This window comes from Corallococcus macrosporus, assembly GCF_017302985.1.
In the GTDB taxonomy this organism is placed as follows: Bacteria; Myxococcota; Myxococcia; order Myxococcales; family Myxococcaceae; genus Corallococcus; species Corallococcus macrosporus_A.
The window spans coordinates 160,609-174,529 of record NZ_JAFIMU010000002.1 but is presented as its reverse complement, the minus strand read 5'-3'; the positions used below and the strand labels follow the sequence as shown (position 1 = coordinate 174,529).

The window sequence follows — 13,921 nt, the reverse complement described above, 5'->3', positions numbered from 1 at the left end:
GGATGGCCGCGCATGGCCCGCGCCATCGACACGCCCGAGCTGGACGAGGAACGGCTGGTCCACCAGTTCCCCGGCATCGACCGCAAGGCGGTGGGCGCGTTCTATACGCCCGCGCCCATCGTGGAGCGCACGCTCGCGCTCGCGCTGTCACACCTGGGTGACGGCCCGCTCACGGTGGTGGACCCGGCCTGTGGCGCGGGGGCCTTCCTCGCCGCCGCCGCGCGCCACCGCCCGGACGCGAGGCTGTGCGGCCTGGAGCTGGATGCCGGCGTGGCCAGCCTCTGCCAGGCCCGCGTGCCCGGCGCGGACGTGCGCGTGGGGGACGCGCTCCGGGACGGGTTGGAGCCGCTGCTCGCGGGGACGCCGGAGGGGCACGCGGAGTTGTGGGTGGGCAACCCGCCCTACAACGGCACGTCCGCCGTGCTGAAGGACGCGGCCTGCTACGCGCGGCTGCGCGCCCTGGTGCCGCTGGCGATGCCGCCGGGCACGAGCCTCCGCGACGACTTCGCGTTCTTCCTCCTCGTCGCCATGAAGCGGCTGACGGCCCGCCCCGGCGTGCTGGCCTTCATCACGCCCGCGAGCCTGCTGGAGTCGTTCATCTACGCGCCGCTGCGCCACGCGCTGCTGGAGGCGCTCCACCTGCGCGAGGTGGTGGACCTGGGCCCGGGCATCTTCACCGGCACGCAGGTGCGCACGTGCATCACGGTGTGGACGTCGCGGTCCGGCGCAGACACCTCCGCGCCCCGCTACGAGCACAAGGGCGTGGGCCAGTGCTTCACCCCCGAGCCCCCCGAGTGGCGGCTGTCCCCCATCGCCCAGGAGGCCGCCGCGCTGGACGCGGACTGGCGCGCGCGGGGCGAGCTGCTCACCACGCTCATCCCGGTGAGTCTGCCCGGGGTGAAGACGCGCTTCGACGAGCTGCTGGTGGACGCGGACCCGGAGCGGCTGCTCGCGCGCCTGCACGCCTTCTGTGCCGCGACGGAGGACACGCTGGAGGACTTCGCGCGCGAGTTCAGCCTGGAGCCCGCGCTGCTGCCCAAGCTGCGCGCGCTGAAGCAGGGGCCCGCGCTGGAGGTGGACGCAAGCCACGTGCGGCCGTTCTTCCGCTACGGCGGCGCGAGGCACCGCGGCGCGCTGCCCCCCGAGGCGAAGGCCTTCTGCTACCTGGACCGGCGGCTGATTCCGCGAGGCGACCACCGGCTGCGCGGTCCGTATGATCCGCACCAGGAAGCCGTGAAGCTCCTGTTCAACGTGCGCGAGCTGCCCCTGTCCGCCGCGCTCCTGGAAGAGCCCGGCTGCGTGCACGACCACCGCCACGCGCGCTTCGCGCCGCTGTACGTGCCCCAGCGCCTCCGCGACGAAGGCCTGGGCATCACGCGGGGCGCGACGTCCCGCGCGTCCCTGGGCCCGCTGGTGCCGAACCTGTCGCCGAGGGGCAGCGCGTGGGCGGAAGGGCTGGGCGGTCCGGAGGCGGCGTTCCGCGCGGTGATGCGCTTCCTGAACGGGACGCCGGTGCAGCGGGTGTGGGCGCCCGCGTTCGGGGCCTCACGGGTGGTGCCGGTGCCGCTGGACGGGCCGCTGCCGGAGTGATGACTCCCCATCACCGGCCACGCGCGGCGGTGGACATTCTCCAGCGAGCGGGGCGTGCGGCGGGTAGTGTCCGGCGCTGCTGGGTAACCCCATCCCTGGAGTCTCCGAGACATGATGATCCGTCCCCTGCTGGTCGCCGCCGCCCTCCTCTCCACGCCCGCCCTGGCCCAGGACGCCGGGACGCCGGCCCCCGCGGACGCCGGCACGAAGCCCGCGCCCAAGAAGGGCGAGACGGTGAAGGCGATGCTGAAGGACGCGCAGGGCAAGGACGTGGGCGAGGTCACGCTGGAGCAGGCGCCCAAGGGCGTGCTGGTGAAGGGCACGCTGATGAACCTGCCCGCGGGCGAGCACGCCTTCCACATCCACGAGACGGGCAAGTGCGAGGCGCCGGAGTTCAAGACGGCGGGCGGCCACTTCAACCCGACGAAGAAGCAGCACGGCGCGCTGTCGCCCAAGGGCCAGCACGCGGGTGACATGCCGAACCTCTACGTCCCCCAGGACGGCAAGGTGAAGTTCGACGTCTTCATCGCGGACCTGAAGGTGAAGTCGCTGCTCGACAAGGACGGCTCCGCCCTCATGGTGCACGCCAAGCTGGACGACTACCACACCGACCCCACCGGCGACGCCGGCGGCCGCATCGCCTGCGGCGTGGTGGAGAAGTCGGAGTAGTCACCCGCTTCACGGCAAGAACGCGCCCGGTCCTCACGAGGGGACCGGGCCGCACCTTCCCGCTACACGTACCCGAAGCGCCGCCGCGCGAACCACTCCGCGCCCAGCAGCGCGATGAGCGCCACGAGGTAGTACCAGCGGTCCCACAGCGGCTGGTCCTTCGCGCGCCCCACCTCCACCACCGGCGGATCCAACAGCGGCACGTCCGGCATGCCGTCACGCGGCAGCTTGTACGCCTTGCCCTCCGTGACGCTGGCGATCTGCTCCATCAGCTCCGGCCGCACCGACGCGTCCGACAGCTCCGGGCCCACCGCGCGCACCGCCACCGCGTCCTCGCCCTTGCCCAGGTCCGTCTCGCCCTTCTTCGCGGACGCGAGCAGCTTGTACGGCCCCGGCGCCGGCGGCGCGAACTCCAGCCGCACCACGCCGTCCGCCCCCGCCGTGCCCGTCTGCACCGCCACCGGCTTCTGCGTCGCCACGGAGAGCAGCTCCACCCGCACCTGCGCACCCTCCGCCGGCTGGTAGTCCGCCATCCGCGCCTGCACCACCACGCCCACCGGACGCCCCGGCTCCACCGACGGCGGATCCGCCGTCACCTTCAGCGTCGTCAGGTCCGGGTCCCGCACCAGCCACCGCAGCGCATTGCCCCAGAAGCGGTCATACGCCCGGTTCGGCGAGCCGTCCCGGTGCGCCGTGAACGCCCACGACCACGTCGCGTCCGTCGCCACCACCATCGCCCGGCCGCGCCCGTAGTCCCACACGGACACGAGCGGCGCGTTCTTCCCGTCCACCGTCATGAACGGGTGGTCCATCAGCACCGTCGCCCCCGGCCGCGCCCGCGTCAGGTTCGCCCCCGGAATGGGCGCAAGCTCCCCCCACGTGCCCTCCGTGCTCGCCGCGCCCGTGCCAATGGACGTCACCGGGTGCCGCAGGCCCTCCGGCGTGAGCCGCGGCTTGAACGGATCCGCGTTCGCGGGCCCCGCCGCCTCCACCGGCAGCGCCTCCATCAGCGTGGGCATCGCCGCGCGGCCTTCGCCCAGCACGCTGTCGCCGCCAATCATCACGAACGCGCCACCCTCGTGGATGTAGCGCTCCAGGTTGCGCTCGTACTCCGCGATGGACAGCGACGGGTCCGAGTAACCGAAGTTCTGGAAGATGACGACGTCGAACGTGTGCAGCTTCGTGTCGAAGATCTCCTCCATGGGGAACGGGATGAGCGACAGCTCCCGCTCGTTCGACACGCCCGGGTCGTCCGACAGCGTGCGCAGGATGTAGAACGACACCAGGTCCACGTTCGCGTCCTGCTTGAGCAGCCCGCGCAGGAAGCGCTCGTCCCACGACGGCCGCCCCACCACCAGCAGCACGCGCACGCGGTCGCGGATGACCTTCAGCGTGAACGAGCGGCTGTTGTTGTCGCTCACCGCCTCATCCGGGAACGTGGGCACCGTGACCGTGTAGACGAAGCGCCCCGTCTGGTCCGGCGTGAAGGTGAAGGACACCGGCTTCACGTCGTCGCCGGTGGTCATCCGCACCAGCTTGCTCGCCACCGTCTTGCCCTCCTGGCTCAGGACGACGGGGATGTCCTGCCCGGAGAAGCCGCGCCCGTGGATCTCCACCTCCACCGTGAGCGAGTTGCGCACGAAGGCGAAGTCATCCACCTTCAGCCCCTCCACCGACAAATCCTTCAGCGCCTCCTGGCCCACCAGGAACGTGGACACCGGCACGCCCAGGTCCGTGAGCGCCGCGCGGGCCCGGCCCACCGCGCCGGCCTTCAGCTCCGTGTTGTCCGCGCCGTCGCTGAACAACAGCACGCCAGACAGCTTGCGCGACCCCTGCCCGCCGGACGCCGCGGACCGCAGCGCCGCGAGCAGGTCCGTCGTGCCCGCGCGCGCGGGCTCCTGCCCAAGCTGCGCGGCCGTCACCGGAGCCAGCTCCGGATCCACGCCGTACACCTCCACCGTGAAGCGGTCCTGCCAGGACGCGAACGTGGGCGCCGCCTTCTCCAGGAACGCCGCCACCTGCGCGCTGCGCGTGGGCCCGCCCGGCTCCGACGGGAAGTTCATGGACGCGCTGCGGTCCACCAGCACCGCCACCCGGTTCTTCATCCGCGCCACCTGCAGGTGCCGGATGCCGGGCTCCAGGAGGAAGAAGAACGCCGCCACGCCCGCGCCCAGGCGCAGGCCCCACAAGAGCAGCTTGCGGCCCCGGGACGGCTCGCGGCGCACGCCCCACGCCGCCAGCGCGATGCCCAGCAACAGCCCCACGCCCAAGAGCACCAGCGCCCAGACGGGCAGGGGCGACAGGCTGACGAGCTTCCACGCGTTGAAGGACGGGGAGTTCATTCGGTCGTGCGCTCGAGGAGTGCCTTCAGCGCCGCTTGTTGAGGATGAGGGGCAGGTGCACCGCGTCGTCCTTGTAGTCCAGGCAGAGCGCGTACATGCACAGGTTGATGCCCAGGCGGATGGCCAGCTCGCGCTGCGGCTCGCCGCCGGGGGACACGTCGAACTCGTAGTCGCCGGACTCGCTGCGGCTCCACGCGCCCGCCACGTCGTTCTGCGAATAGATGACCGCCGCGCGCTTGCCCACGCTCGCCACCAGCGGCAGCGGCTTGTGCAACAGGCGCCCCGGCGCCGCGTCCAGCAGGAAGAAGGACTTGAAGACGACGTGCGTCCCCGGCGCCTCCTTCAGCGGGCTCTGCGGCAGCACGCGCGCCATCTCCCGGCGGAAGCTGGCGTCGAAGCCGTCCCCGTCGCTGCCGTCGTTGGCGTCCCCGAACACGAAGCCGCCGTACGTGAGGTAGCGGCGCAGGTTGGACACCTCCGCGTCACTGAGCGCGGGGAAGGCGCCGTCGCCCCCGAAGTAGAGGAACGGGTACTCGAAGAGGTCCGGGCTGCTCAGCGCGAACGGGCGCGCGTCCGGCACCACCTCCACGGACGTGCGCCGCTGCAGCTCCCACGCGAGCCGGCGCAGGCCCGACAGCCGGCCGTCCCAGCGGCCTCCGTGCCGGGCCACGGCGGGGATGAAGCGGCTCTTCTCACCGAAGGCGGCCGCACGCCGGGACAGCAGCGGGACGAGCGCGGACGTGGCGAGCAGCAGGTTTCGACGGGACAGGGACCGCACGGGCATGGGGACCCGCTTATACCGTCGGCGGGTGCCTGCATTCCCTGGTATAGACGCGCGCCATGGCGAAAGGCGGACAGACGGAGCCCGGCGCTCCCGGCCAGCCTCCCAGGGCTCCAAGCCCCCAGGGCTCCGACGCCGTGCGCGCCGCCTGGGCCCGCAAGGACGCCGGTGACGTGGCCGGTGCCCGGAAGGACGCCGAGCGCATCCTCGCGGGCACCCCGTCCCCGGAAGACCGTGAACGGGCGGAAGACCTGCTGCGCGCCACCGCCACGCCCCGCGCCCTGTACGGGTACGCGCTCCTGGGCGCCGTCATCCTGGCGGTGCTCCTGGGGCTCGCCTTGACCCGCTATTCCTGACGGCCACAGCCGCTAGGATGGCGCGTCATGGAAGGCTTCCTCCAGGCGCTCAAGTCGTACCAGACCTTCAACCCCTCCGGCTGGGTGGGCATCTACCGGCTGCTGCCCATGTGGGTCGGCGTGGTGGTGGCGCTCGTGGGGCTGGTGCTGCTGCTCGCGGGCGGCGGCAAGCTGTTCCGCGCCGTGGCGGGCCCGGTGGGCGCGGTGCTGGGCCTGGTGTGGACGGGCGCCGTCACCCAGCGGCTCAACCTGGGCGCGGAGCTGGATCCGCGCCTGCCCACCCTGGTGGCCGCGGCGCTGATGGCGCTGGGCTTCCTCTTCCCGCCCGCCATCACCTTCGTGGGCGTGGGCGTGCCGCTGGGGCTGGTGGCGGGGCAGATCGCCGGCCCCGCGGACTTCCTGCTCGGCTTCGGGCCGGGCTTCATCATCGGCGGTCTGGTGGGCGCCTTCCTCCACCGGCAGGTGAGCGGCATCGTCGCGTCGGTGGTGGGCGCGTGGCTGCTGGTGATTGGCGCGCTGGCGGCGCTGCACCAGTTTGGCGGCGTGGTGGAGGCGGTGGCCAGCCGGCCCTGGGGCGTCATCATCGCCGCGCTCCTCTTCGCCCTGGCGGGCAGCGTGTACCAGCTCGCCGTGCGCCCCTCGCCGGAGGAGTCGGATCAACAGAAGGCGGAGAAGCAGCGGCTGAAGCAGCGGCTGGCGGAGCAGCAGGCGCTCGAGAAGCGCTGGGGTGTCAAGTAACCCCTGTCCCGGCAATCCTTTACGCCGGGGGGGCCGGGGCGTAGATTCCGCCGGCTTTCCCCCTCCCCTTCCTCGAGCATCGATGGGCCAGGCCAGCCGCAAGGACAAGGACACGCAGAAGCAGGAAGGGTCGCCCCCGGCGGCCACCGTCCCGTCTTCCCCGGAGGCCCCCCAGCCCGCCGTGCCCCATGAAGGGTGGCGCAAGCCCGCCGGCATGGGCCGCAAGGGCTGGGCCGTCCTCGCTGGCGCCGTCGCCTTCATCCAGCTCCCGCTCATCCACTACGCGCTCTTCCGTGGCCAGGCGGACGTCACCGCGACGGTGCCCTACCAGCAGGCCTTCAACGACCCGGGCGTCGTCTCTCGCGACTTCTTCTCCACCGGCGCCTACTGGCGTGTGACGAACGGGGAGCTGTTGGGCCCCGCGCCCAAGAACAACCCGCTGTGGCTCCAGGCCGTGCTGCCGGACGACGTGGCGGTGGAGTTCGACGTGCGCCCCGAGTACCCCGAGGGCGACATCCGCGTGGAGCTGTTCGGCAACGGGCGCGACCCGGCCTCCGGCTACGTGCTGGTGCAGGGCGGGTGGAACAACAGCCTGTCCGTCATCGCCCGGCGCGACATCAACGCCCCCGCGATGGACGCGCTCCAGCGCCGGGCCGCGCGCATCGCGGAGAAGGGCGGCGGCCAGGGCGCGGACCTCGTGGCCACCGGCGTCTTCAAGCGGGACACGGCGGTGCGCGTGGAGTCCCGCGTGGGCGCCCCCATCCAGTCCGGCCGCACGTACCACTGGCGCATCGAGCGGCGCGGCAACGTGCTCAGGTGGGCCATCGACGGCACGCTGGTGGCGGAGCTGGACGACCCGTTCCCCTTCAAGGGCAAGGGCCACGACCGGCTGGGCCTGTCCGGCTGGGAGTCGCAGCTGTTCTTCGACAACCTGCGCGTCGGCACGCCGGACTCCCTGCCCGCCACCATCGCGACGAAGCAGGAGCCCACCCTGCCCCCGGGCCCCTCCGAGGACGACTTCAACCGCGACACGCTGGGTGACGCGTGGAACGTGACGAACCCCGCCGCGGTGAAGCTGGAGGACGGGGCGCTCGTGGTGCAGAACGTGGGCAACCGCCCGGTGTGGCTCAAGAAGCCCATCCCGGAGAACGCCGTCATCGAGTTCGACGCCTGGGGTGACAGCCCGGACGGCGACATGAAGATCGAGGCGTGGGGCGACGGCCGCTCCTTCTACGCGGGCGACCCGCGCCTGCAGTACACCGCCACCGGCTACGTCTTCATCTTCGGCGGCTGGCGCAACACCCAGTCCGTCATCGCGCGCCAGAACGAGCACACCAACGACCGCGCCGTGCGCGACGGCGCCGCGGTGGTGCCCGGCCAGCGCTACCACTTCCGCATCACCCGCCGGGACGGCCTCCTGACGTGGGAAGTCGACGGCAAGCCCTTCCTCACCCTCCAGGACGCGTCCCCCCTCTACGGCCCCCGGAACCAGTACTTCGGTTTCTCCGGCTGGCAGACGCGCGTCCACTTCGACAACCTCAAGATCCAGCCGCTGTAGCCTTCCCCCGGGCGGCGGAGGAAACACCCGTGCGCAGAGTCGGAATCTTCGGCTGGGGCGTGGTCGCCCCGCGTTCCCCCAACATCGAGGCCTTCGCGAAGAACCTCGAATCATCCGAGACCTGGCTGACCCCCTTCAACGGCTTCGGTCCGGACAACTTCCTCGTCGGCACGCCCGAGTTCGACCTGGCGGCCTACAAGCCGTGGATCGACGAGCGCTTCCCCGCCAACCGCTTCTCCCAGTTGGAGCGGAAGATGGGGCAGCCCACGCAGTACGCCATCGGCGCCTTCATCCAGTCGCTCGCGCAGAACCCGGGCATTGAAAAAGAGCTCCAGGCGCTGGGCACGAAGGCCCACGTCTACGTGGGCACCGGCCTGGGCGACCTGCCCACCATCCAGAACATCTCCCTGGACCTCTACCGCGCCCAGCGCCGCTGGGACCGCTTCTGGGCCTCCCCGGAGCGCAACGGCGCCCTGCGCGCGTGGCGCGAGACGCGCGAGCCGCTGCCCGGCCTGCCGCCGGAGCCCTCCACCATCGAAGAGGTGGAGCGCGACAAGGCGGAGGACGACTGGTGGCACTTCTGGGCCGGCCGCTCGCCGGAGCTGCGCGAGTACCTGGAGGAGCTGCGCGAGATTGAAGCCATTGGCGTGCCCGACGAGGGCGACGTGGAGTCCGCCAAGCTGGCCGTCATCAAGGAGAAGCGCACGCGCAACGGCCGGCTGCAGAAGAAGTGGAACGCGCCCGAGCCGCCGTGGAACGCCGTGTCCTCCAACGTGCTGTGGAACATCCACAACACGCCCGCGTCCCAGGTGTCCATGCTGGGTCAAATCACCGGCATGACGTTCGCGCCGGTGGCCGCGTGCTCGTCCTTCGGCTACGGCCTGAAGCTGGCCATGAACGCCATCCGCCTGGGCGAGGCGAAGGCCGTCGTGCTGGGCATGACGGACGCGGCGCCCAACCCGCTGGTGGTGGGCGGCTTCTACAACGCGCGCGTCATCTCCGCGGACGCCGCCGTGTCCAAGCCCCTCACCGCCCTGCGCGGCACGCACATCGCGGGTGGCGCGGTGGTGTGGGTGGTGGGCGACTACGAGCACTTCACGCAGAAGGGCTTCAAGGCGCTGGGCCTGGAGCCCGTCGCCGTGGGCGTCACCGCGGACGCGGACCACATCATCACCCCGTCCAAGGAAGGCCCCACCCTGGCCATCCGCGAGGCGCTGGGCGCCGCGGGCTGTCAGCCCCAGGACGTGGGCAGCTGGGACCTGCACGCCACCGCCACCCCGGGCGACTTCCTGGAGGTGCAGAACCTGCGCGACGTGCTGCCGGAGTCCGTGCTGATTACGGCGCGCAAGGGCACCTTCGGCCACGGCATGTCCGCGGGCGGCGGCTGGGAGCTCACGGCGCAGTACCTGGGCGCGCAAGCGGGCAAGGTGTTCCCCACGCCGCTGGCCGCGCCGGAGCTCAACAAGCAGATCGCCAAGGTGCACGGCCGCTTCGTCTTCAACCAGGAAGTGGCGGCGCCCGAGGGGTGCTCGGGCAAGCTGTCCATGGGCGTGGGCGGCATCAACGCCTGCGTCATCTCCCGGCCCTGGAAGTAGGCCGGGCTCAGGGGTACTTCGCGGATGCCTCGGCCTCCAGGGCCGAGGCGCCCTTCGGGTTGAGCTTGCGGAAGAACTCCAGCTCCAGCTCCAGGTCGCGGTAGCTGGCCTTCTGCTCCGGGGCCAGGCCGCTGGCGCTGCGCCCCACGCCGTTGGCGTCCGCCAGGCCGCCGGTGGACGGGCTGCCGGTGCCCTTGTCGGTGGCGTAGCTGACGCCCACGGACTGCTGCACGCGGTCCGTGCGCAGCGCGCGCAGCACCACCCGGCCATCCGCCAGCGTGACGCCTTCAATGAGGTAGCGCGTGGAGGACGTGGGCCCCAGCGTGCCGCCGCCGGAGTCCAGCCACTCCGTCTCCAGCACGTACTGGTTGGGCAGCTCGCGCCACGAATAGCCGCGCGCGTCCATGAGGGTCTTCACCTCCGGCCACAACTGCGCGAGCGGCTGCTCGTAGGCGACGGTGGCCGCGCGGTCGCGGATGTAGTTGTCGCGCTGGTGGCCGGCGCAGCCGGTGAAGAGGACGGCGGACAGGGTCAGGGCCCACAACGGGGCCGCGCGAAGCAGGTGGCGCATGGGGGACGACCTCCCGGACGGGAAGCAGCGGGGTGTGGAGGCCGCCCATCCTAGCGCGGCCCTCCCCTGCCCTGCTCGGGGGGCCCCCGGCGTCCGTCAGCCCTTGGGCACCGCCACCATGTCGAAGTCCGGGATGCGTTCGCGCATGAACTCGCGCATCCGGTTGATGAGGGCCGCTTCAATCTGCCGGGCGCGCTCGCGGCTGACGCCGTACTTGTCGCCGATGTCCTGGAGCGTGAGCGGTTCGTCCGCGGTGAGGCGGTGCTCGAAGATGTAGCGCTCCTTGCCCTCCAGCGTCTGGGCGAAGGCGTTGAGGTTCTCCCGGAAGAGGGCCTTCAACTGTTCACTGCCCAGCCGCTCGTCGGCGGGCACCGCGCTGGACGGCAGGTAGCGGTCCGCCCGCGTGGCGCCCGAGTCCCCGTCGTTGCCCAGCGGCGCGTCGAGCGACATCTCGTCGTGCCCCAGCCGCTGGTCCATCTCCACCACGTCCTGCTCGGAGACGTTGAGCCGCTCCGCCAACAGGCGCGGGCTGGCCTCGAAGCCCTGGGCGACGAGCTTCTCCTGCTCCTGGCGCAGCTTGAAGAAGAGCTTCCGCTGGGCCTCGGTGGTCCCCAGCTTCACCATCTTCCAGTTGTCCATGATGTAGCGGAGGATGTAGGCGCGGATCCACCAGGCGGCATAGGAGCTGAGCTTCACGCCCCGGTCCGGGTCGTACTTCTTCACCGCCTGCATCAGCCCGATGTTTCCCTCCTGCACCAGGTCCAGCAGCGACAGGGGGTTGCGGTGGTACTCGTGGGCCAGCTTCACCACGAGTCTCAGGTTGGACGCCACCAGGCGGTAGGCAGCCCGCACGTCCCCCGTGGACTGGTACTCCTTGGCCAGCCGGTGCTCCTCCTCCCGGGTGAGCAGGGGGTGCTTCGTCACCTCGGCCATGTAGGCCTGGAGGGGGTCCCGGTTGGTGAGGGCGGCGCCCTCGGCCTTCACCAGGGCGGCAGGCCGTACGGGGCGGGCCGGGGTGGCCACCTCCTCGATTTCCGCCTCCGCTTCGTTCAGTTCCGCCAGGTCCGGCTCCAGGGCGTCCGGGTCCTGGGGGAATTCCTCCACCTCCTCCTCGACGCCTTCCGGGGCGGTCTCCGGACGGGCGGAGGCCGCGGGCCGCTTCGCGCGGGGCCGGGGGGCGGCCGGACCATTGGTTCTCTTCCTCCCATTCGCCATGCGCGCTCCATACCCCAAAGTGCCGCGATTGTTGCCAGAGGGTAATGCAGGGGCTATGCCCATGCCCGATGAGCGACATCCAAGAGCCCACGCCGGGAGCCCCGGCGCCTGACGAAGCCACGACGCGTCCCGCCGAATACATCGCGGACATCAGCTTCGACGAAATGAACCTCTCCGAGCCCCTCCGCCGCGCGCTGGCGGAGCGCGGCTACACCCGCCCCACCCCTGTCCAGGCCAAGGCCTTCGGTCCCGCGATGGCGGGCAAGGACCTCATCGTCCGCAGCAAGACGGGCACGGGCAAGACGGCCGCGTTCGGCCTGCCCCTGCTGGAGAAGATCCCCGCGGACGAGAAGCGCGTGCGCGCCCTCATCCTCTGCCCCACGCGCGAATTGGCGCTCCAGGTGGCGGAGGAGCTCACGATGCTGGCCAAGCACAAGGGCGTGAAGGTGGCGGCCATCTACGGCGGCGCCTCCATGAAGCAGCAGGAGGACGCGCTGGAAGAGGGCACGCCCATCATCGTGGGCACCCCGGGCCGCGTCTTCGACCACATCAACCGCGGCAACCTCAAGCTGGACGGCTGCGACCACGCCGTGCTGGACGAAGCCGACGAGATGCTGAACCAGGGCTTCTACGAGGAGGTCACCCGCATCCTCGACCGTCTTCCGAAGACGCGCCAGGTGCTGCTCTTCAGCGCCACCGTCCCCACGGACATCCAGAACCTCATCGCGCGCTACACGACGAACGCGGAGACGCTGCTCTTGTCCGGCGACGTCTTCACGGTGGAGCACATCCACCACATCCGCTACGACGTGTCGGATCAGTTCCCCAAGCCGCGCAACCTCATCTACGTGCTGGAGAAGGAGGAGCCCTCCAACGCCATCATCTTCTGCAACACGCGGGATGACACGGCGCTGGTGACCGCGGTGCTCAACCGCAACGGCTTCGACGCGGAGCTGCTCAACGGAGACCTGCCGCAGAAGGAGCGCGAGCGGGTGATGGGCAAGGTGAAGCGCGGCGAGGTGGCCTTCATGGTCGCCACGGACATCGCGGCGCGCGGCATCGACATCTCCGGGCTGGAGTACGTCATCAACTACTCCCTGCCGGAGGACCCCGCCGTCTACCTGCACCGCGTGGGCCGCACGGGCCGCATCGGCAACAAGGGCACGGCCATCAACCTCTTCTCCGGGCGCGAGCTGGCGACGTTCACCGTGCTGGAGAAGAAGTTCGGCATCAAGTTCGAGATGCGCGAGATGCCCGCCCCCGAAGAGGCCATGCGCCTGTGGACCGAGCGCCACGTGCGCGAGCTGCGCGAGGGCATGGGCTCCAGCATCTTCGAGGGCTTCCTGCCGCTGGCCTCGCAGCTCAAGCAGCGCCAGGACGCGGACGACCTCATCGCCTTCCTCATCAAGTACTACTTCAGCCACCTGCGCATGGAGAAGGCGCAGGCCGCGGGCGAGGCGGAGAAGCGCGAGCCGGTGGAGCAGCGCAAGCCGCCGGAGCGCCGGGGCAAGGACCGCGACCGGGAGCGCGACCGCGAGCGTCCCCGCCGCGAGGAGCGCGGCGAGCGCACCGAGCGCCCCCCCCGCCGCGACGAGCACCCGGACCGCGAGCGCCGTCCGCGCCGCGACGAGCCGCGCCGCGAGGACCGGGGCGAGCGCCGGGGTGGCGGGACTTCCGCCGCGCTGGAGCCGGGCCCCGGTGAGACGAAGCTCTGGGTGAACCTGGGCACCGCGGACGGCCTGGGGCCGGGCAGCATCGCCACGGCCATGGAGGAAGCGGGCGCGCCGGTGGGCAAGCTGGTGCGCGCGGAACTGCGCCCCACGTTCGCGTACGTCTTCGTGGCGGAGGAGGACTCCGCGGGCTTCGAGGCGCTCAACGGCAAGCAGCACGGCGGCAAGACGCTGCGCGTGGAGAAGAGCAAGCCGCGCAGCGAGCGCGACGTGCCCGGCACCCGCCCGCCCCCGTCCCCGGACGCGGGCCCCGGCGAGGTGAAGCTCTGGGTGAACCTGGGCTCGGATGACGGCATGGACGAGGCGAAGCTGCCCGCCACGCTGGAGTCGCTGGGCGCCCCGGGCGGCAAGGTCATCAAGGCCCTCACCCGCCCCACCTACGGCTACGTCTACGTGCCGGAAGGTGACGCCCCGGGCTTCGAGGCCCTCAACGGCAAGGCGCACAACGACAAGCCGCTGAAGCTGGAGCGGCACCGTCCGCGCGGCCAGCGTGAGGAGCGCCGCCCCCGCCACGAGGCCCTGCCGGATGTCCCCGGCCAGGCGCGGCTGTGGGTGGGCCTGGGTCGGCAGGAGGGCCTGGACGAGGCGGGCGTCACCGCCGCGCTGGAGGCCGCGGGCGCTCCGGCGGGCAAGGTGCTGCGCACGGACCTGCGCCCCACGTACGCGTACGTCTTCGTCGCGGAGGAGGACGTGGCGGGCTTCGAGGCCACCCACGGCAAGCCCCACGGCGAGGGCAAGACGCTCAAGGTGGAGCGCGCGAAGCGCAAGTAGCGCTT

Annotated in this window: 11 protein-coding genes; 7 read left to right on the top strand and 4 right to left on the bottom strand. The window is 71.5% G+C overall.

All coding sequences use genetic code 11. The annotated features are described in order from the left end of the window. Window positions 1-12 precede the first annotated feature (12 nt). Together JYK02_RS01190 and JYK02_RS01185 are read left to right on the top strand one after the other, a co-directional pair. Window positions 13-1,590, top strand: a complete 1,578-nt coding sequence (locus JYK02_RS01190) for an N-6 DNA methylase (RefSeq protein ID WP_207048012.1) — start codon at window positions 13-15, stop codon at window positions 1,588-1,590. Between the two features lie 111 nt (window positions 1,591-1,701). Next, on the top strand, window positions 1,702-2,259 hold the full coding sequence (locus tag JYK02_RS01185) for a superoxide dismutase family protein (protein ID WP_207048011.1): 558 nt from the start codon (window positions 1,702-1,704) through the stop codon (window positions 2,257-2,259). A gap of 62 nt (window positions 2,260-2,321) precedes the next feature. Here the strand turns inward: JYK02_RS01185 and JYK02_RS01180 are convergent, their stop codons facing one another. Further along, complete coding sequence (locus tag JYK02_RS01180; RefSeq protein WP_207048010.1) at window positions 2,322-4,601, bottom strand: glutamine amidotransferase; 2,280 nt, start codon at window positions 4,599-4,601, stop codon at window positions 2,322-2,324. Between the two features lie 25 nt (window positions 4,602-4,626). Further along, a complete protein-coding gene (locus JYK02_RS01175) occupies window positions 4,627-5,385 on the bottom strand; it encodes a DUF4159 domain-containing protein (protein WP_206789459.1) in 759 nt (252 codons plus the stop codon). A 56-nt stretch (window positions 5,386-5,441) separates the two neighbouring features. On the opposite strand from JYK02_RS01175, the gene JYK02_RS01170 reads away from it, so the two are divergent. The 4 genes from JYK02_RS01170 (at window position 5,442) to JYK02_RS01155 (ending at window position 9,629) form a co-directional block, all read left to right on the top strand. Then, on the top strand, window positions 5,442-5,738 hold the full coding sequence (locus JYK02_RS01170) for a DUF2379 family protein (RefSeq protein ID WP_207048009.1): 297 nt from the start codon (window positions 5,442-5,444) through the stop codon (window positions 5,736-5,738). A gap of 27 nt (window positions 5,739-5,765) precedes the next feature. Next, window positions 5,766-6,476 carry a hypothetical protein gene (locus JYK02_RS40300; RefSeq protein WP_207048008.1) on the top strand — a complete coding sequence of 237 codons (711 nt, stop codon included), beginning with the start codon at window positions 5,766-5,768 and terminating at the stop codon, window positions 6,474-6,476. Between the two features lie 82 nt (window positions 6,477-6,558). Beyond that, on the top strand, window positions 6,559-8,034 hold the full coding sequence (locus JYK02_RS01160; RefSeq protein WP_207048007.1) for a hypothetical protein: 1,476 nt from the start codon (window positions 6,559-6,561) through the stop codon (window positions 8,032-8,034). Between the two features lie 29 nt (window positions 8,035-8,063). Then, window positions 8,064-9,629 carry a beta-ketoacyl synthase N-terminal-like domain-containing protein gene (locus JYK02_RS01155; protein ID WP_207048006.1) on the top strand — a complete coding sequence of 522 codons (1,566 nt, stop codon included), beginning with the start codon at window positions 8,064-8,066 and terminating at the stop codon, window positions 9,627-9,629. A gap of 7 nt (window positions 9,630-9,636) precedes the next feature. Here JYK02_RS01155 and JYK02_RS01150 read toward each other — a convergent pair whose 3' ends face one another. Beyond that, window positions 9,637-10,200, bottom strand: a complete 564-nt coding sequence (locus JYK02_RS01150; RefSeq protein ID WP_207048005.1) for a hypothetical protein — start codon at window positions 10,198-10,200, stop codon at window positions 9,637-9,639. 96 nt (window positions 10,201-10,296) lie between these two features. Continuing rightward, complete coding sequence (locus JYK02_RS01145; protein ID WP_207048004.1) at window positions 10,297-11,415, bottom strand: sigma-70 family RNA polymerase sigma factor; 1,119 nt, start codon at window positions 11,413-11,415, stop codon at window positions 10,297-10,299. Window positions 11,416-11,483: 68 nt separating this feature from the next. On the opposite strand from JYK02_RS01145, the gene JYK02_RS01140 reads away from it, so the two are divergent. Beyond that, entirely contained in the window at window positions 11,484-13,916 is a 2,433-nt protein-coding gene (locus tag JYK02_RS01140; protein ID WP_207048003.1) for a DEAD/DEAH box helicase, read from the top strand. Window positions 13,917-13,921: the final 5 nt, after the last annotated feature.